19 protein-coding genes, 5 tRNA genes and 1 other annotated feature are annotated in these 23,467 nt (G+C 59.9%); of the genes, 22 read left to right on the top strand and 2 right to left on the bottom strand.

Translation table 11 applies throughout. The annotated features are described in order from the left end of the window. Nucleotides 1–102: 102 nt before the first annotated feature. From dnaA to DAUD_RS00095, 19 genes are all read left to right on the top strand, one after another. Nucleotides 103–1,440 (top strand): chromosomal replication initiator protein DnaA, encoded by a 1,338-nt coding sequence (dnaA, locus tag DAUD_RS00005; RefSeq protein WP_012301164.1) that lies wholly within the window; start codon nucleotides 103–105, stop codon nucleotides 1,438–1,440. 138 nt (nucleotides 1,441–1,578) lie between these two features. Continuing rightward, complete coding sequence (dnaN, locus tag DAUD_RS00010; protein WP_012301165.1) at nucleotides 1,579–2,748, top strand: DNA polymerase III subunit beta; 1,170 nt, start codon at nucleotides 1,579–1,581, stop codon at nucleotides 2,746–2,748. Between the two features lie 12 nt (nucleotides 2,749–2,760). Next, nucleotides 2,761–3,843, top strand: coding sequence for a DNA replication/repair protein RecF (gene recF / locus DAUD_RS00015; RefSeq protein WP_012301166.1), 1,083 nt, complete (start codon nucleotides 2,761–2,763; stop codon nucleotides 3,841–3,843). A gap of 3 nt (nucleotides 3,844–3,846) precedes the next feature. Further along, nucleotides 3,847–4,107, top strand: coding sequence for an extracellular matrix regulator RemB (gene remB / locus DAUD_RS00020; protein ID WP_012301167.1), 261 nt, complete (start codon nucleotides 3,847–3,849; stop codon nucleotides 4,105–4,107). A gap of 87 nt (nucleotides 4,108–4,194) precedes the next feature. Further along, on the top strand, nucleotides 4,195–6,102 hold the full coding sequence (gyrB, locus tag DAUD_RS00025) for a DNA topoisomerase (ATP-hydrolyzing) subunit B (protein ID WP_012301168.1): 1,908 nt from the start codon (nucleotides 4,195–4,197) through the stop codon (nucleotides 6,100–6,102). Then, nucleotides 6,092–6,688 carry an orotate phosphoribosyltransferase gene (gene pyrE / locus DAUD_RS00030; protein WP_012301169.1) on the top strand — a complete coding sequence of 199 codons (597 nt, stop codon included), beginning with the start codon at nucleotides 6,092–6,094 and terminating at the stop codon, nucleotides 6,686–6,688. The genes gyrB and pyrE overlap by 11 nt, the downstream gene beginning before the upstream one ends. Nucleotides 6,689–7,023: 335 nt before the next feature. Beyond that, on the top strand, nucleotides 7,024–7,293 hold the full coding sequence (locus DAUD_RS00035) for a hypothetical protein (protein WP_012301170.1): 270 nt from the start codon (nucleotides 7,024–7,026) through the stop codon (nucleotides 7,291–7,293). Between the two features lie 158 nt (nucleotides 7,294–7,451). After that, nucleotides 7,452–9,890, top strand: a complete 2,439-nt coding sequence (gene gyrA, locus DAUD_RS00040; protein WP_012301171.1) for a DNA gyrase subunit A — start codon at nucleotides 7,452–7,454, stop codon at nucleotides 9,888–9,890. A 174-nt stretch (nucleotides 9,891–10,064) separates the two neighbouring features. Then, nucleotides 10,065–10,949: a pyridoxal 5'-phosphate synthase lyase subunit PdxS gene (gene pdxS, locus DAUD_RS00045; protein WP_012301172.1), complete on the top strand. Its 885-nt coding sequence runs from the start codon at nucleotides 10,065–10,067 to the stop codon at nucleotides 10,947–10,949. Beyond that, on the top strand, nucleotides 10,949–11,518 hold the full coding sequence (gene pdxT / locus DAUD_RS00050) for a pyridoxal 5'-phosphate synthase glutaminase subunit PdxT (protein WP_012301173.1): 570 nt from the start codon (nucleotides 10,949–10,951) through the stop codon (nucleotides 11,516–11,518). The genes pdxS and pdxT overlap by 1 nt, the downstream gene beginning before the upstream one ends. Nucleotides 11,519–11,580: 62 nt before the next feature. After that, nucleotides 11,581–11,797 (top strand) — a binding site (T-box leader). A 99-nt stretch (nucleotides 11,798–11,896) separates the two neighbouring features. Then, the gene (locus DAUD_RS00055; RefSeq protein WP_012301174.1) at nucleotides 11,897–13,051 is read left to right on the top strand and encodes a pyridoxal-phosphate-dependent aminotransferase family protein; all 1,155 of its coding nucleotides are present in this window, start codon (nucleotides 11,897–11,899) and stop codon (nucleotides 13,049–13,051) included. Continuing rightward, the gene (gene serA, locus DAUD_RS00060) at nucleotides 13,048–14,628 is read left to right on the top strand and encodes a phosphoglycerate dehydrogenase (protein ID WP_012301175.1); all 1,581 of its coding nucleotides are present in this window, start codon (nucleotides 13,048–13,050) and stop codon (nucleotides 14,626–14,628) included. Before DAUD_RS00055 ends, serA begins: the two co-directional genes overlap by 4 nt. Nucleotides 14,629–14,656: 28 nt before the next feature. After that, nucleotides 14,657–15,934 (top strand): serine--tRNA ligase, encoded by a 1,278-nt coding sequence (gene serS / locus DAUD_RS00065; protein WP_012301176.1) that lies wholly within the window; start codon nucleotides 14,657–14,659, stop codon nucleotides 15,932–15,934. Nucleotides 15,935–16,097: 163 nt separating this feature from the next. Then, a tRNA-Ser gene (locus DAUD_RS00070) sits at nucleotides 16,098–16,188 on the top strand. 132 nt (nucleotides 16,189–16,320) lie between these two features. Then, nucleotides 16,321–16,415, top strand: a tRNA-Ser gene (locus DAUD_RS00075). Nucleotides 16,416–16,550: 135 nt separating this feature from the next. Next, a tRNA-Arg gene (locus tag DAUD_RS00080) sits at nucleotides 16,551–16,626 on the top strand. A gap of 178 nt (nucleotides 16,627–16,804) precedes the next feature. Then, nucleotides 16,805–16,881: transfer RNA gene (locus tag DAUD_RS00085), tRNA-Arg, on the top strand. A gap of 91 nt (nucleotides 16,882–16,972) precedes the next feature. After that, nucleotides 16,973–17,443: a tRNA adenosine(34) deaminase TadA gene (gene tadA, locus DAUD_RS00090; RefSeq protein ID WP_012301177.1), complete on the top strand. Its 471-nt coding sequence runs from the start codon at nucleotides 16,973–16,975 to the stop codon at nucleotides 17,441–17,443. 28 nt (nucleotides 17,444–17,471) lie between these two features. Continuing rightward, nucleotides 17,472–17,567: transfer RNA gene (locus DAUD_RS00095), tRNA-Ser, on the top strand. Between the two features lie 81 nt (nucleotides 17,568–17,648). Here the strand turns inward: DAUD_RS00095 and DAUD_RS00100 are convergent. Beyond that, nucleotides 17,649–20,099: a glycoside hydrolase family 31 protein gene (locus DAUD_RS00100; protein ID WP_012301178.1), complete on the bottom strand. Its 2,451-nt coding sequence runs from the start codon at nucleotides 20,097–20,099 to the stop codon at nucleotides 17,649–17,651. A gap of 46 nt (nucleotides 20,100–20,145) precedes the next feature. Between DAUD_RS00100 and DAUD_RS12200 the strand changes: the two genes are divergently transcribed. The 3 genes from DAUD_RS12200 to DAUD_RS00110 all read left to right on the top strand — a co-directional run bounded on the left by DAUD_RS12200 (nucleotide 20,146) and on the right by DAUD_RS00110 (nucleotide 22,210). Further along, entirely contained in the window at nucleotides 20,146–20,313 is a 168-nt protein-coding gene (locus tag DAUD_RS12200) for a hypothetical protein (protein ID WP_166485041.1), read from the top strand. 357 nt (nucleotides 20,314–20,670) lie between these two features. Further along, entirely contained in the window at nucleotides 20,671–21,345 is a 675-nt protein-coding gene (locus DAUD_RS00105; protein ID WP_012301179.1) for a hypothetical protein, read from the top strand. A 379-nt stretch (nucleotides 21,346–21,724) separates the two neighbouring features. Further along, nucleotides 21,725–22,210, top strand: a complete 486-nt coding sequence (locus tag DAUD_RS00110; protein WP_166485042.1) for a hypothetical protein — start codon at nucleotides 21,725–21,727, stop codon at nucleotides 22,208–22,210. 102 nt (nucleotides 22,211–22,312) lie between these two features. Here DAUD_RS00110 and neuC read toward each other — a convergent pair whose 3' ends face one another. Then, the gene (neuC, locus tag DAUD_RS00115; protein ID WP_012301181.1) at nucleotides 22,313–23,461 is read right to left on the bottom strand and encodes a UDP-N-acetylglucosamine 2-epimerase; all 1,149 of its coding nucleotides are present in this window, start codon (nucleotides 23,459–23,461) and stop codon (nucleotides 22,313–22,315) included. Nucleotides 23,462–23,467 lie beyond the last annotated feature (6 nt).

Raw genomic sequence — 23,467 nt, forward strand, 5'->3', positions numbered from 1 at the left:
AAATACATTATCTGCAAAACTGAATCCAAACCTTTCACATCTTGTGAATATAATTGTGGATAATTTTGTGTATTCGCGAAAACTTTTTATCGGGAGGACGCCATGGTTCCACCGGAAATAATGTCCATTTGGCAGCAGCTGATGCAGGGTCTGGAAAAATCGGTGAATCGGCAGTCCTACGACTACTGGCTCAAACCGTTGCGTCCCGCAGCCTATCACAACAAAACCTTGCTTATTGAGGTTCCCAATCATTTTTCCCGCGATTGGCTACACGAACGGTACGCACCTCTTCTTAAGCACTCTTTTGAAACCCTGGCCGGACATGAGGTGGCCATCAAGTTTTTGCTGGCACGTGAAGTACCGGAAGTAAAAAAATATCTTTCCAGACCGCTGGACAAGCTTTCCACCGATCTCTCGGCACTCAACCCAAAGTACACCTTTGATTCTTTTGTGGTCGGCAATAGCAACCGATTCGCACATGCCGCTGCGTTCGCGGTCGCGGATACTCCGGTTAAAGCCTACAACCCGCTGTTTTTGTACGGGGGCGTAGGTTTGGGAAAAACTCACCTCATGCATGCCATCGGACATCATATCCTCGGCAACCACAGTCGCTACCGGATTGCCTACGTTACTTCCGAACGCTTCACCAACGACCTGATTAACGCCATTAAAGACGATCAGACCCCACAATTTCGAAGCAAGTACCGCAGTATCGACATTCTACTTATCGACGACATCCAGTTTCTAGCAGGCAAAGAACGTACACAGGAAGAATTCTTCCATACTTTCAACAGCCTTTATGAGGATGCAAAACAAATTGTGATTTCAAGCGACCGGCCGCCGAAAGAGATTCCCACACTGGAGGAACGGTTGCGGTCACGTTTTGAGTGGGGATTGATTACCGATATTCAGCCTCCCGACCTGGAAACCCGGATCGCTATTCTGCGCAAGAAACTTCAATCCGAAGAAAACAGCTTGGTGCCCGATGAAACTATTCTTTACATTGCCGATCGAATTCAATCGAACATCCGGGAGCTGGAGGGGGCGTTTATCCGGGTCTCCGCTTACGCTTCCCTGAACCGGACCATTGTCTCTCCGGAAAACGCTGCCGAGATTTTAAAGAACATCCTGCCGCCGCACAAACCCAAGCAGATTACCTGTTCGCTCATTCAGCAAGTGGTGGCCGGCTATTACAAGCTACGTCCGGAAGACCTGAAGGCCAAGAAGAGAACGCGAAACGTCGCCTATCCGCGGCAGATCGCCATGTACCTAACCCGTGAATTGACCGATCTCTCTCTCCCCAAGATCGGGGACGAATTCGGAGGCCGGGATCATACCACCGTCCTTCACGCCTGTGAGAAAATAAACCAGGAAATCCAAGCTGATCCCAGCGTCCAGGAAATAATCAACGAATTGATCCGGCGTATACAGAAACCATAGACAGCTTTGTCCACACCGCCGGGCCGGAAGACGGATCAGGGCGAAAATATTTTTGCACAGAATCACCAGCACCTACTACTAGAGCTACTAGTTGACCTAACATGATGTTTATCCCAACGTCTGGAGGTAGTGAGACCGATGCAATTCCAGACCACCCGTGAAAGCCTCCTGGCAGGCATCACCACCGTGATGCGCGCGGTAAACCAAAAAAGTCCAGTAGCCGCCCTCTCGGGGATTCTCTTTGAGGCGGGTGCCGGTGAAGCCGGTCAACAGGGGGTGTCACTGACCGGCAGCAATATGGACTTGACTATCCGGCGAATAATTCCGGCCGGCGTGACCGTTTCCGGAGCGGTCGTGCTCCCGGCACGGCAACTGGCGGAAATTGTACGCCGCCTACCTGATGTTCCGGTTTCAATCACGGCCGACCACCAAAAGAACTCCGTGGAACTGACTTACGGGCGTGCGCGCGCCCTTCTCAACGGATACAGTGCCGCCGAATTCCCGAAGCCGGCCGACCCGCTGACGCGGGTACCCGGAGGCCGACCCGCTGACGCGGGTACCCCCCGTCTTGACATCACTGCACCTTCAAAAGTGTTTCACAACCTTTTTCGCCGGGTGATTTACGCGGCCGGCACGGACGATCTGCGCCCCATTTTCACGGGCGTGTTATTGGAAATCGACGAGGGCGAGATCAGGGCCGTGGCCACCGATACGCACCGGCTGGCCATGCACCGCGTAGACTATGAGGGTGAACCTGAAAACCGGAAAATGCAGGTGATTGTCTCGGGACGGGCCCTGGGGGAACTGGTCCGCGTGCTGTCCCAGGCGGAAGAGGAGCAGTTCGAAGTGACCATCGCCGAAAACTATATTGTTTTCTCGGTTGGCCCGACCCGGATTATCAGCCGTCTGATTGTGGGTACTTACCCCGATTACCGGCAAGTAATCCCAAAGGTTCACCAAACCAGGGTTTCGGGCATTGAAGCCCCCTTGCTGCTTCAGACAGTGGAAAGAGCGGCCACCCTGGCTCAAGATGGCTCACCGGTGATAAACCTTCACCTCGGGCAGGGGCTTCTAGGGGTTACCGCCCAATCGGAGGCGGGCTCAATTCACGAGGAAATTCCCGTGGAACTGGCCGGACAAGAATTGGAGATCAGCTTCAATGCCAAGTACCTCGAAGAAGCGCTCCGCTGGTGTGAGAGCACGCAACTGATTCTGGACTTTCACGGGCCCGTGGGCCCGGCCATAATCCGCCCCCTCGGAGACGGGGATACATACCTGGCATTGGTGCTTCCGGTCCGCCCGTTTTAGGAGGCCGCTTTTTTGCGCTTGACTCGCATCAAAGCCGGTAACTTCAGGAATTTTCAGCACCTGGACGTTCAGCCGGCGGCCGGCCTGAACATTGTCCGGGGAAGGAACGCGCAAGGGAAAACGAACTTCATCGAGGCCGTGTTCTTTGCGCTGCGTGGGCACTCGTTCCGTTCCTTGCGCGACCGGGAGTTGGTGACCTGGGGCCAGGAAAGTGCGTTTGTGGAGGCCGAACTGGAAGGAAAAGACGGCCGTACCAGGGTGCGCGCGGAACTGAACCCGGCGGGCAAGAAAATCGTTTGGGCCGGGGAACCGGTGGGTAAAGCAGAACTGGCGGTCCGGCTGGGGACGGTCCTCTTTACACCGGACGACCTAAGCCTCATCAAGGGTGGGCCGCGTGAGCGCCGCCGGTTTTTAGACCTCGAACTGGGAATTTTCGTGCCCGGCTATCTAACTGCGCTGCAACTATACCGGCGGGCGCTTGAACAGCGGAATCACCTGCTCCGGATGGGTGGTGGGAGAAGATATTCCGAGCTTCTCGATCTGTGGACCGATGAGGTCTGCAAGTATGGTATGATGCTGCTGTCCGGGCGCCTGGAGATACTGAAGGAATTCGCCCCGCTGGCGTGTCGGCTTTTCGGTGCATGGGCCGGTGAAGAACTGGCGGTCCGGTACCGTAGTTCCGTCGGACTGTCCAACGGCGTACGGACGCCGGGAGCTGGTGACCTCCGGGAGACTCTGGCCGCCGTCCGCCAGGACGAAATCAGGGCCGGGCAGACCCAGGCTGGGCCGCACCTGGACGACCTTGCCTTTATGGTGAACGGAAAGGAAGGCCGGCCCTTTGCTTCCCAGGGTCAGCAGCGCTCCGTGGTCCTGGCCCTTAAACTGGCTCAGGTGTTCCTGTGGAAGCGCCACACCGGGGAGGCTCCCGTGGTTCTGCTCGACGACCTGTTGTTTGAATTTGACCGGGAACGCCGTGACAAGGTGTTGGAAACGCTCCAAAACGACGTCCAGGTGTTCATTACCACCGGAGAGCGTGTTTTGAGCGGGAGTCGTGTTTTTTGCGTCCATTCTGGAAATATTCAGGAGGAGAGTTGAAAAATGTTTTTGCACCTGGGAGCCGACGTGATGATTCCCAAACAAGACATCATCGCCATTCTAGACGTATACACGGGTCTGGTGGACCCCACCCGCGATTTCCTGAAGATGGCCCGCAGCCAGGGCCTGGTGGAGACCATCGGCGAGGAGGAAAAGGTCCGCACCTACGTGATCACCACCGATGCCGTCTACCTGTCGCCGATCTCCTGCGGCACCCTGAAAAAGAGGGCGGGGGTATCGCAGCCGGGGCGCATTGACATGTAATTAGTTTACAGGCTGGTTTATCCCCAAACGGTTTTTATGGTAAGGTAAAACAAACAACGGGAGTGTGGCATTTAAGGAGTGAATGGTTTGGACAAAAACGGTTCGGGGTACCGGGCCGAGGATATTCAGGTCCTGGAAGGCCTGGAGGCGGTTCGCAAACGTCCCGGCATGTATATCGGCTCGACCGGTCCGAAAGGTTTGCACCACCTGATTTTCGAGGTGGTGGACAACAGCATCGACGAGGCCCTGGCCGGATTCTGCGATTATATCGAGGTGGTTATCCACGCTGACAATTCGGTGACCGTTTCGGACAACGGACGCGGGATCCCGGTGGATATCCACCCGCAGGTGGGCCGGCCGGCCCTGGAAGTGGTCCTGACCAGGTTGCACGCCGGCGGGAAATTCGGCGGGACCCAATACAAGATTTCCGGCGGCCTGCACGGCGTCGGCGTTTCCGTGGTGAACGCGCTCTCTAGGCGGATGGAGGTGGAGGTCAAACGGGAGGGGTACCGCTACCGCCAGGAGTTCGAGCGCGGTCTAGCGACTGGAGAACTGGAGCTTTTGGACGAGGCGGACGAAACCGGCACGCGGGTGACCTTTATCCCCGACCCTGATATCTTTGAAGAAGTGGAATTTCAGTACGACGTGGTCGCCAAGAGACTCCGCGAGCTTTCTTTCCTGAACGCCGGCGTGACCCTGGTGCTCCGCGACGAGCGGACCGGCCGCGATAAGGTGTACCAGTACGCGGGAGGCATCCGGGATTTCGTGCGCCACCTGAACCTGCACAAGGAAGTTCTTCCGGCCGACCCCATCTACGTAGAGGACCACAAGAACGGCGTTTGGGTGGAAGTGGCCGTTCAGTACGTTGTAAACTCCGACCGGGAACTGATCTTTTCTTACGCCAACACCATTCACACGGTCGACGGCGGCACCCACGAAGCGGGGTTCAAGTCGGCGCTCACCCGCACGATCAACGACTACGCTCGAAAATACAACCTGGTCAAGAACGATTCGTTAAGCGGCGAGGACATCCGCGAGGGCCTAACGGCTGTGATCAACGTCAAGGTGCCCGAACCCCAGTTCGAGGGGCAGACCAAAACCAAGCTCGGGAACAGTGAGGTGCGCGGTCTGGTGGACTGGGTGGTGTCCCAACGCTTGGCCGCCTACCTGGAAGAACACCCGACGGAGGCCAGACAGATCGTACAGCGGGCGGTGGTCGCTTCCCGGGCCCGGGAGGCGGCCCGGCGGGCACGCGAGTTAACCAAGCGCAAGAGCCTTCTGGAGAGTGCGACCCTCCCCGGCAAACTGGCCGACTGTTCCCGGCGTGATCCCCAACACTCCGAGCTGTACCTGGTGGAGGGGGATTCGGCCGGCGGTTCGGCGAAACAGGGCCGGGACCGGGAATTCCAGGCGATTCTGCCGCTGCGCGGCAAGATTTTGAACGCCGAAAAGGCCCGCCGGGATAAGCTTTTGGGCAATGAGGAAATCCGGGCGCTGATCACGGCGATCGGCACGGGGTTCGGCGAGGACTTCGATCTGGCAAAAGCCCGCTACCACCGGATCGTGATCATGACCGACGCCGACGTGGACGGCTCACACATCCGCACCCTGCTCCTGACCTTTTTCTACCGGTACATGAAGCCCCTGATCGATGCCGGTTACGTGTACATCGCCCAACCACCGCTGTACAGGGTCAGCGGCAAGGGCAGAAAAAACGGCGTGTACCTGTACAGTGACCAGCAGCTGGAGCAGTTCTTCCGGGAAAACGGGCGGCAGAACTGGAGCATCCAGCGCTACAAGGGCCTTGGGGAGATGAACCCGGAACAGCTCTGGGATACCACCCTGGACCCGGAAAACCGGACGATGCTCCAGGTGACCCTGGAGGATGCCCTGGCGGCCGAGCAGCTTCTGTCCACCCTGATGGGGGAACAGGTGGAGCCGCGCCGGGAGTTCATTCAGCAGCACGCCCGGGAGGTCAGAAACCTTGACATCTAGCCGGGAAAGCGGGAGGGACGGCGCCGGCCTCGCCGTGTTTACTGCCGGGGACCGGGAGACACTCAAGCAGTTGCTCCTGACCCGGTCTTTCCAGTTCGGGGAATTCACCCTTTCCTCCGGGAAGAAAAGTAACTACTACTTCGACGGCAAGCAGGTCACGCTCCACCCCCGGGGGGCCTTGCTCACGGCCAGGGCGGTCCTGGAAAAGGTGCGGGGCACCGGCGTGCAGGCGGTGGGCGGTCCGACTATCGGGGCGGACCCGATGGTGGGGGCGTTGGGCGTGGTCTGTGCGCTCGAGGGAATCGATCTCGGGCTTTTCATCGTCCGGAAGGATCAGAAACAGCACGGCAAGCGGCTGCGCATTGAAGGCCGGAAGATTGCTCCCGGAGAGAGGGTGGCCGTGATCGATGACGTCCTCACCACCGGCGGTTCGATTCTGACCGCCGTCGAAGCCGTCCGGGAGGCCGGCGGGGAGGTGGTGCTGGCCGTGGTCCTGGTAGACCGCTGCGAAGGCGGGACCGAACTCCTGGAGAGCAAAGGTATTTCGGTCGATCCCATGTTTACGGTCAAAGATTTCGGTCTCTAAAAGGTCGTAGTTATTCACAGATTTATCCTCCGTATCCACAGACCCGAAACGGCCTAAGCCGACCCAAAAACCTGCCGATTGCGACCCTGTTCGTTTACAGAACCAATCTTCCAGACATGGGCGAAACAGGCAGCCCAGCCAAGCATTGAAGAGAAAGCCTTTATCAGCAGGCGCTGATTACAGGACAGGCCGGGATATCCGGCTTGCCAGGCCATGGTAATATATTTCCAAAAAATGGCGTTATATTCAATTGCATAGAAGCCCGGTCCGGCCGGCGCGACGGCGCAAGGCGTGAGCGTGATACGGGGACAAAAACTGGAGGTGGTGAGAGAAGGTTGATGGAAATAAGCCTGAAAAAGCTAAGCGCCTTCCTGGTCCTGGCCTTTGTGGCCGGAATTCTCCTGGAACGCTGGCTGGCGCTGTCCGAACCCGTAGTCCGGGTGGTAAGCCCGGTGACGTCCTGGTTCGGTCCACCGTTCCTGTGGCTAGTGGCCGGCGTGCTGGCTGGAGTCGGGGGGATGATGTTCCTGCGGCGCCTGCGGGAGGCGAGCAGCCTGGACGCGGTGCGCGGCTCACGCTTCAAGCGGAATGGGGACCGCTTTTAGGGCGGTTTTTCACGGCAGAGCTAGTCAGGGTTTAGCTCCCGGTTCAGACCGTTCCCGCCCGCCTTCGTTCCAATTTGGGTGCAGGGCGTTTTTTGGTATAATGTAATGAATGATAGTAATGGACGGGTCGCCGTAATCTGGATGGGGGAGTGAAGTGTTTGGCTGCCGGCCCGGGAAAAATTGTGCCCATTGACATCAATGAAGAACTGAAGCATTCCTACCTGGACTACGCCATGAGCGTAATCGTGGGGCGGGCCCTGCCCGACGTGCGTGACGGCTTAAAACCCGTGCACCGGCGGATTCTGTATGCGATGCACAACCTGGGGCTGACCGCGGACAAGCCCCATCGCAAGTCGGCCTACGTGGTCGGCGAGGTGCTCTCCAAGCTTCACCCGCACGGGGATGCCGCCGTGTACGACGCTCTGGTCCGGTTGGCGCAGGATTTCGCCTGCCGGTATCCCCTCGTTGACGGTCACGGGAACTTCGGTTCCATCGACGGGGACGCAGCCGCGGCCATGCGGTATACCGAGGTCCGGATGGCCCGGATCACGTCCCAGATGCTGGCGGACATCGACAAGGAGACGGTGGATTTCATTCCGAACTACGACGGGACCGGGGAGGAGCCCGTGGTGCTCCCGTCCCGGATTCCGAACCTCCTGGTGAACGGATCGGCCGGGATTGCGGTCGGCATGGCCACCAACATCCCGCCCCACAACCTTAAGGAAGTCATCGACGGCCTGGTGTACCTGGCGGACCACCCGGACGCCGAACTCGAAGACTTGATGCGGTTTATCCCCGGGCCGGACTTCCCGACCGGGGGGAAGATCATGGGCCGTCACGGGATCGTGGAAGCCTACCGGACCGGGCGCGGATCCATTAAGATGCGCGGTCACGCCGAGTTCGAGAGAGTCGGTTCCCGGACCAGGATCGTGATCACCGAACTGCCCTACCAGGTGAACAAAGCGCGCCTGGTGGAAAAGATCGCCGCGTTGGTGCGGGAGAAGAAGATCGAGGGTATCTCCGACCTGCGTGACGAGTCCGACCGCAAGGGAATGCGGGTCGTGATCGAACTGCGGCGGGAGGTCAATCCCGAGATCACGTTGAATCTCCTTTACAAGCACACCCAACTCCAGGACAACTTCGGGGTGATTCTGCTGGCCCTGGTGGACGGTCAACCCCAGGTGCTGGCTCTCAAAGACATACTTTCTCACTACCTCGGACACCAGCGGGAAGTCATCACCCGGCGGTGCCGTTACGAACTCAGCCAGGCCCAGGCCCGCCTGCACATCGTCGAGGGGTTGCGGATCGCCCTGGCCCACCTCGACGAAGTGATCCAGACCATCCGCCGCAGCCGAGACGTGGCCGAGGCGCGTCTGGGCCTGATGGCCGGCTTCGGCCTGAGCGAAAAACAGGCGCAGGCCATTCTGGATATGCGCCTGCAGCGGCTGACCGCCCTGGAACGGGATAAACTGGAAAACGAGTTCAACGACCTGGTGGCCGCGATCGAGCGTCTCGAGGCGCTCCTGGCCGACGAGCAAAAGATCCTCGCGGTCGTGAAGGAAGAGTTGCTGGCGGTGCGGGACAAGTTTGCCGATCCCCGCCGGACCGAGCTGGTGGCCGAAGACGCGGACTTCAACCCCGAGGACCTGATCCCGCAGGAGGACGCGGTGATCATCCTGACCAACGACGGGTACATTAAGCGCATGCCGCCCTCGGTGTACCGCAGCCAGAGACGGGGCGGCCGGGGCATCGCCGGCGTGGAAACCAAGGTGCAGGACTTTGTCCGCCACCTGTTCGTCGGCAAGACGCACGACTACCTCCTGTTCTTCACCGAGCGCGGCAAGGTATACCGGGTGAAGGTGTACGAGATTCCCGAAGCGGGCCGACAGGCCCGGGGGACCGCCGTGGTGAACCTGATCCCGGTCGCGAACGGCGAGCGGGTGACCGCGGTTATCCCGGTAACCGAGTACTCCGGGGACGCCTTCTTGTTTATGGTCACCCGAAAGGGGATCGTGAAAAAGACGGTGCTGCAGGAGTTCGATTCGGCGCGCCGGGACGGGCTGATCGCGCTCACCCTGGACGAGGGCGACGAACTGGTCGACGTGAAGATTACCGACGGCAAGTCCGAGGTGCTTCTGGGAACCAGAAACGGCATGGTAATCCGTTTCCCGGAGGGCCAGGTCCGGCCGATGGGCCGAACGGCCCACGGCGTCCGCGGGATCAGCTTGCGGGAGGGCGACATGGTGGTCGGGATGGACATCGTCGACCCGGACGACCAACTCCTGGTGGTGAGCGAGAAAGGCTACGGCAAGGTGACGCCGGTCAAAGAATTCCGGGTCCAGTCGCGTGGCGGCTTCGGACTGATCGCGGCCCGGGTGTCCGGGCGTAACGGGCCGTTGGTGTCGTTGAGCCTGGTGGGCCGGGGTGAAGAAATTCTGATCGTCAGCAAGAGCGGGATCCTAATCCGGATGAAAATCGACGAAATACCGCAGTTTGGGCGCCAGGCCCAGGGAGTGCGCCTGATGCGCCTCGCTCCGGGCGACGCGGTGGTGGCCGTAGCCTGGATTCTGCCGGAGGACCCGCCCCAGGGCGAATAAGAAGGGCATGCTCCGGAGCGTGGACACGCCCGGGCGGGATACCCTGGAAACGGCCCTTGCAGCGGGGCCGGTTTTCTTTTGGGTGCGTTGTTTGGGGCCGCCGGACCTTGTTTTTCGGACGGCACTGGTATAAGATTAATGGCGAGAAAAGGCAGGCGGAGGCGCAAAGACACCATGGTTGAGAAAGGTACTTGGACTGTCAAAAAGGGCCTGGCGGAGATGCTCAAGGGGGGCGTCATCATGGACGTCACCACTCCGGAGCAGGCCCGGATTGCCGAGGCGGCCGGAGCATGCGCGGTTATGGCCCTGGAGCGGGTGCCGGCCGATATCCGGGCAGCCGGCGGCATCGCCCGCATGGCGGACCCCACCGTGATCCAGAGAATCATGGAGGCCGTGACTATTCCGGTCATGGCCAAGGTGCGGATCGGTCACTTCGTGGAGGCCCAGATTCTCGAAGCCATGGGCGTAGATTATATCGACGAGAGCGAGGTTCTGACGCCAGCGGACGAGCAATACCACATCAACAAACATCCCTTCAAAGTGCCTTTTGTTTGCGGCTGCCGTAATCTGGGCGAGGCCTTGCGGCGCATCGCCGAGGGGGCGGCTATGATCCGGACCAAAGGTGAGCCCGGGACCGGGAACGTGGTGGAGGCCGTACGGCACATGCGGATGGTGACGGATGAAATCCGCCGGGTGCAGTCGGCGCCACGGGAGGAGCTGGTGGCCATCGCCCGTGAACTGGGGGCACCGTACGAACTGGTGCTCCAGGTGGCCGAACTGGGTCGGCTCCCGGTGGTCAACTTCGCCGCCGGCGGGATCGCCACCCCCGCCGACGCCGCCCTGATGATGCAGTTGGGGTGCGACGGGATCTTCGTCGGGTCCGGGATTTTCAAATCATCCAACCCCGAGGCCCGCGCCCGGGCGATCGTGGCGGCGACCACCCACTACAACGACCCTCAGATCCTGGCCGACATTTCCCGGGACCTGGGCGAGGCCATGAAGGGTCTTGAAATCAGTACCATTCCGGAGCACGAGCGGATGCAGGAGCGCGGCTGGTAATGCTTAAAGTCGGGATTTTGGCGTTGCAGGGCGCCTTCCTGGAACATGCCCGGGCGGTCGAGGCCTGCGGTGCGCTTCCCGTCGAGATACGAAAACCCGGGCAGTTAGGTGACTGCCGGGCGCTGATCATCCCCGGCGGGGAGTCCACGGCCATCGGGAAGTTGATGGCGGCCTTCGACCTGTTGGAGCCGGTGCGCCGGTTCGGGGCCGAAGGCCGGCCCGTTTTCGGTACCTGCGCGGGGATGGTGCTGCTGGCCAAGGACATCGAGGATTCCGAGCAGACCCGCCTGGGGTTGATGGACATCACGGTGCGGCGGAACGCATTTGGCCGCCAGGTGGATAGTTTCGAGGCCAAGATTCACGTCCCGGTGCTGGGGGATGAACCGGTACGCGGGGTGTTCATCCGGGCCCCGCACGTGACGGCGGTGGGACCGGGAGTGGAGATTCTTGCCGCTTTTGAGGAGAAGATCATCCTGGTCCGGCAGGACCGGCTCCTGGCCGGGGCTTTTCACCCGGAGTTAACCGCCGATATGAGGCTGCACCGGTATTTTCTTGATTTTGTGGATTAGCGGCCCTTTTCTCTTGACCTGGGGTGACGGACTGTATTAAAATTCTGGGCATCATCCCACATTCAAACCCGATGCCGGGGAAAAGTAACCGTTGACCTGATCACAGAGAGCCGGTGGGTGGTGCAAACCGGCCGGGGAAGCGGCGAATTCCTCCCCGAAGGGGTCCCGTCGACAACGTAGGCGGGAACGGTGTGCCCGTTACCGCATCCGAGTGGGCCGCGCCGGGTCAGGCGCCGGCCAAGAAGGGTGGCAACGCGGGAGTATCCTCTCGTCCCTTTCACGAGGGCGGGGGGTTTTCTATTATTTTTTATTTTTCATTTGCCCCGGTGAAAAAAGTAAAAAAGTAATAAAGTAATGTTAAAGGGAGAGAGCGAATCAATGTCAAGGAAACTGCGCCTGATGATCCCGGGCCCCACCCCTATGCCGCCCCAGGTGGCGGAAGCGATGGCCCGGCCGATGGTGGGCCACCGGAGTAAGGGCTTCGCGGAGTTCACGGCAAAACTGCACGCCAAACTCCAGCAGGTGCTGCAGACCAAGAACGAAGTGCTTATTCTGACCTGTTCCGGGACCGGGGGGTTGGAGGCGGCCGTGGCCAACACGGTCAACCCCGGCGACAAGGTACTGGCGCTGGTGGCCGGCAAGTTCGGCGAGCGTTTTCGGGACCTGGCCCGGGTGTTCGGTGCCGAGGTTCTGGAACTGGCTTTCCCCTGGGGGATGCCGGTGGACCTGGAAACGGTGCGGGCTGCCCTGAAGGCCCATCCGGACGTGAAGCTGGTGCTGGCCACCCAGAACGAGACCTCCACCGGCGTGCTGCACGACATCCGGGGTCTCGGGGAGCTGTGCCGGGACCACGGCGCGGTCCTGGCCGTGGATGCGGTGAGCGGCCTGGGGGGTGTCGATTTGCCGGCTGACGCTTGGGGCGTGGACATCCTAGTCACGGCGACCCAAAAGGCGCTGATGACCCCGCCCGGTCTGGCCATGATCAGCCTCAGCCCGAAGGCGTGGGCGCTGGTGGGCGAGTGCCGGTCGCCGCGGTACTACTTCAGCCTGGAGGCCGCAAAAAAAGCTCATGCCAAGTGGAACACGGCCTTTACGCCGGCCGTTTCGCTGTTCTTCGCTCTGGACGCCGCCCTGGACCTGATCCTGGCGGAGGGGCTGGAAGCGGTGTTCGCCCGCCACCGGCTTTTAGGCACGGCGGCGCGTGAGGGCGTCAAGGCCCTGGGTCTGGAGCTTTTGCCCCCGGAAGAGGCGGCCTCGCCGCTGTTAACGGCGGTGAAGGGTCCGGAAGGGGTGAAGGTCGACGACCTGCGCAAACTGCTGCTGGATAAATACGGCGTGCTGTTCGCGGGCGGCCAGTCCGAGCTGAAAGGGAAGATCTTCCGGATCGCCCACATGGGCTACGTGGATCGGGTTGACGTGATCACCGCACTGGGGGCTCTGGAGATGGCCCTTTCCGAGTTGGGCTGCAAAGTCGCGCTGGGCGGCGGGGTGGCCGCGGCTCAGAAAGTGTTCCTGGGAGGTGTGAAACAGTGAAAGTACTGGTGACCGACAACGTGGCCCAGGAGGGGATAGACGTCCTCCTGCGGGAAGGGGTCGGGGTGGAGGTCCGGAACAAGCTTACGGAGGACGAGTTGTGCGCGGTCATCTCCGAGTTTGACGGGATCATCGTGCGCAGCGCGACCAGAGTCACGGCCCGGGTGATGGAGAGCGCGCCGAATCTGAAGGTCGTCGGGCGTGCCGGGGTGGGTGTGGATAACATCGACGTCTCCACGGCCACCGAGCGGGGGATCATCGTGGTCAACGCTCCGGACGGGAACACGATGGCCGCCACGGAGCATACCATGGCCCTGATGCTGTCCCTGGCGAGAAACCTGCCCCAGGCCGACGCGCGCCTCAAATCCGGGGTCTGGGACAAGAAAGCTTTCGTCGGCGTGGAACTGCGGAACAAGTGCCTGGGCATTCTGGGCCTGGGGCGGATCGGCAGCGGCGTGGCCCGCCGGGCCCACGCCATGGAGATGGACGTGGTGGCGTACGACCCGTACATCACCGAGGAAAGGGCGCGGGACCTGGGGGTGACTCTCCTGCCGCTGGAGGAGGTGTTCCGGAAGGCGGACTTCATCACCGTCCACATGCCCCTGACCAAGGAGAATTACCACCTGCTGGACGACGACGCGTTCGCGAAAATGAAGGACGGAGTGCGGATCATCAACTGCGCCCGCGGCGGGATCGTGGACGAGGAGGCCCTCTACCGGGCGCTGGTCTCCGGCAAGGTAGCCGGTGCGGCCCTGGACGTGTTTGAAAAGGAACCGCAGACCGAAAGCCCGCTTTTTTCACTGCCGAACTTTATCTGCACGCCCCACCTCGGGGCCTCGACCCGTGAAGCGCAAGTATCCGTGGCGGTCGACGTGGCCGAGGAAGTAATCGCCGCCCTACGCGGCGAACTGGTGAAAAACGCCGTGAACATCCCGTCGCTTAAGCCCGACATCCTCAAGGAGATCGGGCCTTACCTGGGGCTGGCCGAGAAACTGGGCCGCTTCCACGCGCAGCTCCTGGCGGGGCGCCTGAAGCGGATCGAGGTTACCTACAGCGGGGAACTGGCGCGGTTCAGACAGATCGACCCGCTCACCACGGCCCTGGTTAAGGGGCTTCTAGACACCATTCTGCAGGAACGGGTGAACTACGTGAACGCCCCGGTCATCGCCAGGAACCGGGGGATTGAAATCAGCCAGACTCGGGTGGACCGGGTGGAGGACTATGTCGGCCTGCTGACTGTAAAGGCGGCGTCCAGCGAGGGTGAACACGAGCTGGCCGGGACCCTGTTCCGGGGCAACGATCCCCGGGTGGTGTTCATCGACGGGTACCGCGTGGACGCCGTGACGGAGGGGCACATGCTGATCATCCCGCACATCGACCGGCCGCGGATCATCGGGGCGGTGGGGACCCTGATCGGGCAGCACGACGTGAACATCGCGGCCATGCAGGTCGGGCGCAAGGTGATCGGCGGCCGGGCTGTGATGGTGCTTATGATCGATTCGCCGGTGCCCCCGGAGACGCTGGAGGCGATCCGCCGGGTGGACGGGATACTCGACGTGCGGATGGTGAGCCTGTAGACAACTAACGTGCCGGAGTGGTGAACCGATGCTGGACCTGAAGTTCATCCGGAAACACCCGGAGGCCGTCCGGATGGCCCTCGAGAAACGGGGGGCCGAATTCGATCTGGACCGCTTGTTGGACCTGGACGACGAGTGGCGCCAGAAGCTGTTCACGGTGGAGAGGCTCAAGAACCGCCGGAACGCGGTTTCGGAGGAGATCGCCCGCCTGAAGAAGGCCGGCGAGCCGGCCGAAGAGCTGATTGCGGAAATGCGGAATGTGTCTCAGCAAATCCGGGAATTGGACGGGGAAATCCGGCAGGTGGAAGAAAACCTGCAGGCACTTTTGCTCCAGGTGCCGAACATCCCCCACCCGCTGGTCCCCTTCGGGCGGGCGGACACGGACAATGAAGAGGTGCGCCGCTGGGGCGAGCCGCCCGCGTTCGGGTTTGAGCCGCGCCCGCACTGGGAACTGGGGGAGGAGCTGAACATCCTTGACTTTGCCCGGGGCGGCAAGGTGAGCGGGGCGCGGTTCAGCTTTTGCCGGGGTGCGGGCGCCCGCCTGGAACGGGCCCTGATCTGTTTCATGCTGGATTTGCACGTGGACCGGCACGGTTACACCGAACTGTTCCCGCCCTTCCTGGTGAACGCCCAGAGTATGACCGGCACCGGGCAGTTGCCAAAGTTCGCCGCCGACATGTATAAGGTGGAAAACGAGGACTACTACCTGGTGCCCACGGCCGAGGTTCCGGTCACGAACTATCTGCGGGACGAAATCCTGGACGGGGACACCCTGCCCCGCAAGTACGCGGCGTACAGCGCCTGCTTCCGCGCCGAGGCTGGCGCGGCCGGGCGGGATACCCGGGGCCTGATCCGACAGCACCAGTTCAACAAGGTCGAACTGGTGAAGTTCACCCGGCCGGAGGATTCCGAGGACGAACTGGAAAAGCTCGTGCGCGACGCCGAGGAGGTCCTGCGGCTTCTGAGGCTCCCGTACCGGGTGGTGCTCCTGTGCACCGGTGACCTGGGCTTCAGCTCATCCCGGACCTACGACCTGGAGGTCTGGATGCCGGGACAGGGAGTGTACCGCGAAATCTCCTCGTGCTCGAACTTCACCGATTTTCAGGCCCGGCGGGCGAACATCAGGTACCGGGCGCACCCGCGGGCGAAGGCCGATTTCGTGCACACCTTAAACGGCTCGGGACTGGCCGTGGGCCGGACGCTGGCGGCCGTTCTGGAAAACTTCCAGCAGGCCGACGGCACGGTGACCGTTCCCGAAGTGCTGCGGCCGTACATGGGTGGAATGGAAAGGATCACCAGGAAATAGGTTCTGTAAACCGGGCCCTCAACCCCGGCTTCCGGTACCGGAACGGATCCGCGGCGGGGGTTCGGCGCGCTCGGCTGAATGCCTTGACCGGCCCGACAGGGCCGGTTTTATTGACACTGCCGGCCCGATGTGCTATAGTGTTACTTGCCTGTGAGGCAGCCCCGGAGGGGTGTCCGAGCGGTTTAAGGAGGCGGTCTTGAAAACCGTTGAACCCAAGACGGGTTCCGTGGGTTCGAATCCCACCCCCTCCGCCATGTCGGAATCGGGGCGGGGAAGCGGGCCGGCGGAAAGAGATGCGGCGGCCGCCGGGGAGCAGCCGGGCCGGCGCCGGTGGTCAGTCCCCGGAACGCTATATAACCGGCGACTGAGGACCGGCGGACAGACGCGGAGAGATGGCCGAGTAGGCTGAAGGCGCTCGCCTGCTAAGCGAGTAGATGGGTGAATACCTGTCTCGAGGGTTCAAATCCCTCTCTCTCCGCCATATAAATAGTGGTCGGTGGTCGGTGGTCAGTGGTCGGTCGTCGGAACAGGGGTAGGAATCCGCGGGTTACGCATTCCCGGACACTTCATTCCCGGACACTTAGGGGTTAGTTGCCGACGGCCAACGACTTAATATGCGCCCGTAGCTCAACGGATAGAGCGTCAGACTACGGATCTGCAGGTTGGGGGTTCGAATCCCTCCGGGCGCACCATTTTGGAAGTCGGAGGCCGGAAGTCAGAGGTGGGACCGGCGGAAGGAATGCAGAAATTGCATTCCTCTAGTTTATATGAGCCGAATCTCCTTGCCTGACAACCGATGAAGAAGAACCGGTCAATATGCAGATCGTCTCCCTTGCCGACCACCGACGACTGACGACCGGTGACCAATATGCGCCCGTAGCTCAGGAGGAAAGAGCAGCGGTTTCCTAAACCGCGTGCCGGGGGTTCGAGTCCCTCCGGGCGCACCATTTTGGAAGTCGGAGGCCGGAAGTGAGAGGTGGGACCGGCGGGAGGAAGGCACGGGGCGCATTCAGTAACTAGGCAGGGTTTGATCAGCGGGTGAACCATGTGCCGGACCTGGCGGTGCACGCCGGGTATATGCGCGAAGCGTTGCGGGAGGCTGAGAAGGCCTACGCCAAGGGTGAGGTTCCGGTCGGCGCCGTTGTGGTGCAGGACGGGACAATCATTGGGCGCGGGCACAACCTGCGCGAGGCCGACAATGACGCCTCGGCCCACGCCGAACTCCTGGCGATGCGGCAGGCGGCGCAGGTATCCGGCGACTGGCGCCTCAGCGGGGCCACAGTCTATGTCACCATGGAGCCCTGCCCGATGTGTGCGGGGGCCCTGGTGCAGTTCCGGGTACGCCGAGTGGTTTACGGGACGGCTGATCCCAAGGCCGGCGCGGCCGGTTCGGTGGTCGAACTCCTGCGGGAGCCGCGGTTCAACCACCAGGTGGAGGTCATCCCCGGTGTGCTGGAAGCGGAATGCCGGGAGATCGTCCAGAGGTTCTTCCGGGCACTGCGCAAGTAACAACACCAGATCAACAAGTCAACAACGCGGAGAGATGGCTGAGTCCGGTTGAAGGCGCTCGACTCGAAATCGAGTAGGCGGCCGAAAAGCTGCCTCGTGGGTTCGAATCCCACTCTCTCCGCCATTTGTTTTTAGCCAGATGCGAAGTCGTTGTTCCGGAAATAGCCGCTGAATATTTCAGGTAGGATTCTTTACCATCGTATGGTTACCCCGGGACAAAGCGGCCCCGGAAGGGATAAGCAGGACCGGTGATCGTGATTCTGGTCCAGGCGCCGTTCGCCGGGTCGGGGGCGAGGGAGTGTGCCTCGTGGAACGAAGACAGTTCCAGGCGACGAATCCGGCGGTTCATCAGGAAATGCAGGGTTTCGGGGGGACGGTATGCCGGGGGAACGGCGCCCTCCCTGATCAAGCCGACTTCCACCTCGATGTGGCCTTTTCCGGTCACCGCCTGCACGGGAAAAGCGAGGAGCGCCTCCCGGTCGAAATACTCCACCACCAGCCCTTGCGCCCGGTCCTCCACGGCGATGACTATTTCGAGGTCGCTCAGAGAATGGTCCGGGATGAAGGACGGTGGTTCCGGGTACAACGGTACGACCGCGTTTTCCCGGATGAACAGGGGCAGGTCGGTATCTTCCGCGAAGGTCGTTTCATAATCACGTCCCCCGGTGCGTTCCCGGCGGGACCACCACGAGTACCATTTCCCGGGGGGGAGATGGCAGGTCCGTATCGGAGCCGGGTCCATCAGCGGGGCGGCAAGCAGGTAGGGGCCAAGCAAGAACTCGGTTTCGTAATAATCCGGTCTCAGCGTCCCTTCCGACGGTGCATCATAGAAAATCGGTCGCATAACCGGCTGGCCGGTGCGGGCCGCCTCGAACATGAGGGAGTATAGGTAGGGAACGAGTCGGTAACGCAACTTAATGGCCCGGCGCGCGGTGGCTTCCACGTCCGGACCGAACGACCACGGCTCCTGATCCCCGGTACCCTGACAGGTGTGGGTCCGGCAATAGGGATACAGGGCGCCCTGGAGGATCCAGCGCGCATAAAGCTCAGGGGACGGCGTGCCCCGGAAACCCCCGATGTCCGGTCCCGTGACCGGCTGGCCGGAGAGCCCGAGGTTTAGAATCATGGGGATGCCGGCCCGAAGGTGTTCCCAGGTGCTGGCGTTGTCCCCCGTCCAGGTGGCGGCGTATTTCTGTCCCCCCAGGTAGGTTGCGCGCGTAATGACGTAGGGGAGCGGGGTGAACCTCAGGAGTCCGTCGTGGGTGGCCTTGGACATCAGCAGGCCGTAAGCGTTGTGCACCCGCTCGTGGGAGAGGGTCACTGTTTCCGCCACTTTGTGCCTCGCCCCCGGGGGTAATGTGCGCCGGAGGTCGAAGGTGGAAGGTTCGTTCATGTCGCACCAGATGCCGTCCACTCCGGACAGTTCCACGAACGCTCTGACCAGATCCCCCCACCATTCCCGGACCGCGGGATTGAGGAAATCGGGAAAATGGCAGGGTCCCGGCCAGACCACCCGGGAGATGTTTTTGCCTTTTTTATCGGTCACGAAGGCCCCCCGGCGGACACCGGTGTCGTAGGCGTGGTACCCCGGCTCGATTTTGATTCCGGGATCGAGGATGGTAACGACCTTGAAACCCTGGCTGTGCAACTTCCGAATCAAGTCCCGGTGATCCGCGAAGCCCTCCCCCCAGGTGAAGCACTTGTACCGGTCCATGTAGCCGATATCCAGGTAAATTACGTCGCAAGGGATGTCCCGGTTTCTGAAACCGGCGGCGATTTCTCGCACGCGCCCGGAAGGCGCGTAACTCCAGCGGCTTTGCTGGTACCCCAAAGCCCACTTGGGCAGGGGAGCCGGCTTGCCGGTCAGCGACGCCAATTGGCCCATTACTTCCGGGAGGGTCGGTCCCAGTAGGATGAAGTAGTTCAACTCGGTGTCCCGTACAGAGTAGCGCATTTTTTTGCCGTCGGCGGAGAAATCGAACTGCGCGTAGGCCGGGTTCTCAAAAACCAGTCCGAAAGCCGGTCCATTGACGTACTGGAATACGGCCACGGGCAAAGACTTGTAAAGCGGGTTATCTCCGATCCGGTAATCAGAATCATCCGTGTTCCACATCACGACCTTCTGCCCGGCTTTGTCCATGGGGGGCGTGTTTTCCCCCAGGCCGAAAACCCTCACCGCGCCGGCCCGCGGCAGGTGCTGGTTGACGAGGAGCCACCGTCTGGTAGTTTGCGGAGGAAGTACTTCAGCCAGCAGCAACTCCGGTCCGATCCGGGTGGAAAGGGTCCCCTCCGTGACGTCAAGCCGTATGCGGGCTTGACAACCGTCAGTCAACCAATAAATGAACTCAAAATCATCGTCTTCAGTCCTGAACTCCCAGCCCTCCGGTTTTTGCTGTGCCGGGTCGACCGCCCAAGAGCGGTGCTGGGACCAAGCTTCTTCTCCGTATACGCTTTTCAACCCGACCCGGAAGACGCCGCGGTTGAAGGGGCCGGCCGTGATCCTGCCGTGGCGGTTCACCAGGACCGCCACGCCGGGCGCCGCGTGTTCGACGCGGTTCCGGTCGAACCGGAGGCCCTTGCGGGGAGGAATCCTGGTATTCAACCATTTCTGGGTTGCCGAACCGATTTGGAGGAGGAGCCTATCCTTTGAACGCAAGGTCTCACCTCCAGAAGAAAAGGACTTTCCGGTTTTTGGACTGCATATGTTTATATTAACTTATGCGGCATCGGCTTTTGTAGCCTTTGTTTACGCCGCCGTGTTCGGGTACGGGGCCACCGGCCTGGGGGAGGGGACCGGCATCTTCCAGGCCGACAAGTCCCGGGTGGACTATGAAGCAAGGACCAGGACGATCACCATCACCAGAATTTAAATCTATGCCGGCACCTCCACATTTAAAGGTTGCTGCGTTCAATCGGCAAACCGGAGTCGCTCCACCGCGCCTAAAACCCCCTCCCTGGAGTTGTTTGCAACGGTGTACCCGTTCGCATCCCGATGTTTAGCAGTTTGGACAACTCATCCATATGGTAGCCACCATCGCATGTGGGAACATCTTCCTCCTCATGAGTATAATATGGCCTACATAGATGTGTGACACTGGGGTGGATTGTACCAGACAACAAAGTATTGAACTTTTCGCCGTGGAATGAGCACACCGAAGGGCGTCCTTTCATACCATATATCGACATCAAAGGAAACTTTAGCATAATCGGAAGGAGGTATGCAAAAAATGTCCCCCTACAAGAGACAGAATAATGGTGTCCAGCCCGGCCCGTGCCCGCTGGTCGACGGCGTGCCGCAGTGCCCTCCGCCTACGCAAATCGACATCATCAAGGTGACCAAAGTATTTGAAGAATGCATGCACACACAAGTGGAGGAAGTTGAAATCATAGTCGCCATCGCGCCGAGTCCTGAGCTTGTTGCCCAGTGTGTAGGAGTAACCGTGTTGACTTCAAACTGCCAGGTCCTCAATGGCAACATTGTAAAATTCGAAGCCCAACTGGAGGTTACCACCAGCGTCAACGGAGAGACCGGCACGGGCACCATCGAAATCGAAAAGTTCTTCTTCATGGAGCGGGCGGCAGAACAAGGGCTGAGCCCCCAGTGTCACATTTATCCCGAGTGCCTGATATGCTTCATCTCGGCTACGGATGTGGAGACTGTTACAGTCACCTGCTGCGTGGGCGTGCTGATCTTGCTGAAGCTTGAAGCGGATGTCCAGTTGATGATTCCCAGTTACGGCTATCCGCCCGAACCGGAAGAATGTGAAGAGGCGGTAGGTCAGTGCCCCCCGCAGTACGACCCGGTTTGGCCGCCCTACCCGGCCCAGAGCAGCAGCAGCAGCAGCAATAACAATCCCCGGAGTTTGCTCTTTGGACATAAGGGCTGTAAGGGTAAGAAATGATTTAGCAGGCAGGCTTGAGCCCGTCTCAGGCCTGCTTTTTCGGTCAAAAGCCGGACAAACCCGTTAAGCTCTCTCCAGAACGGCGGAAATTACTAGTAACATATTCCCTGAAAAGCCATAACATGGATGAGCGCCCGTGCACTTCAAACCGTCGGCCGCCCTACCGAGGGAAAACGTGCACACGCACAAGCGCCCTTGCATACCATATATATACATAAACCTAAAATTATACCAGGGGGAGGTTCCCAGTAAAATGGGTGACAAAAGGCAGAATGATGGTCTCCAGCCTGGTCCGTGCCCGATAGTCAACGGCGAGCCGCAGTGTCCCCCACCAACGGAAATCAACGTGATCAAGGCAAAGAGAGTATATGAGGAATGCGTGCACACCCAGACGAAGGAGATCGACATTGAGGTTGCCATCGTGCCCGCTCACGAACAGCTGACTGCGGAGTGTGGGGACGTAACCGTGTTGACTTTGCACTGCCAGAAGCTGGACGGCAATGTCGTGAAAGTCACGGCCGAGCTGGAGGTCACTACCATCGTTAACGAAACGACCGGTACGGGGACGATGCAAATCGAAAAGTTATTCTTTATGGAGCGGGCGGGAGAACCAGAACTAAGCCCCCAGTGCCACATCTATCCCGAGTGTTTGCTATGCTTCGTTTCGGATGAGGGTGAGAATTTCGTTACAGTCACCTGCTGCGTTGGCGTGTTGTTGCTGCTAAAGCTCGAAGCAGATGTTCAGTTGATGATTCCCAGCTACGGCTATCCGCCTGAACCAGCCGAGTGTGACGAAGCGGTCGGTCAGTGCCCCGCGGAATACCAACCGACCTGGCCACCCTATCCGTCCCAGAACAATGAATAATATCAACCGTCATAAGAAACCCGCTGCGGAGTAACTCATCAAGTTCGGGGTATTCCGTCCACTTGGACCCCAAAAACAGGTGGACGGTATCACCCGAATAACTCAAAAGACGGTGCTCTTGTGCCACACTTTTTTGGCATTGGCCATTTCTCTTAATCTTTGAACTATCAATCGGGCCGGTTCATCCAATAGATCGTAAGGGTTCCAGGTTACTTCCCCCTTGGCACTTTGCAGCAGTTTCACTATGGCTTCCCGGATGAGTCGGCTATGGTAAGGCAGACTTAACACGTTGGATCCACATTCACGCCCCTGCTGCCGGCGGCCCACGTTGATAAAAGGCAGGTTGAAAAAGGGAGCTTCGATGATCCCACTACTGCTATTACCCACTAGTAGGTCTACGCGGGATAGTAGAAAAAGATATTCATCGGAGTCTACGGAGGCCAAGAAGGTGCAATTACCCCTCTTGTTGGAGAAGTTAACCAACTTATCTCTAAACAAATCAGACCCGGCATCGCTGTTTGGTCCGATGATAATAATATTGGCTTCATTAATCCCATCAAGGGCATCCACTACTGAATCGATCTGCTTGGAGAGTTCCAGTTCTTCCTTGGTGTCAGGATGCATGCATACCAGGATGTTTTTTGTTCCGCTGTTGAGGTGATATTTTTCTGACCAGGCCTTTGCAAGTTCCGGGTGAAGGTTGCCTGCTCTTTTAATATCGTGTTTCCGCAAAGTGCCCACGGGGACGATTCTCCAAGCTTCTTCGCCCATGCTTATCAGGTTGGCTTTGGAACGCCGCGTGGAGACAAAGTGAAGATGGGCCAGCTTGGATATGGCGTGCCGTACCGTGTCATCGGCGGAGCCGCTGCATTCTCCCCCATACAGGTGGACAATTCCGATGTTCTGGTAATGAGCCGCTACGGCGGCGGCCAGCATTTCACCGCGATCCCCCAGCAGCAGGACAAATTCGGGACAATGGGATGATAATATCTCCGCAAAATATAGCACTGCCAGGCCTACGGACTGTGACATTTGGCACGTAGCATCACCCCGGACAAGAATCGAGGGGGCAGCAACTATTTCCAACCCATCTTTTTGCACTGCGGTTATGGTGCGGCCGTATTCTTCCACCAGGTGCATTCCCGTTACCACCAGTCGCAGATTGATATCCTCTTCCCGGTTCAACGCCTGCAGGAGAGGACGATAAATGCCGTAATCCGCCCTGGTTCCAGTAAAGCACAGTATTCGCATGCGGTT

The sequence above is a fragment of the Candidatus Desulforudis audaxviator MP104C genome, from assembly GCF_000018425.1.
Classification (GTDB): domain Bacteria; phylum Bacillota; class Desulfotomaculia; order Desulfotomaculales; family Desulforudaceae; genus Desulforudis; species Desulforudis audaxviator.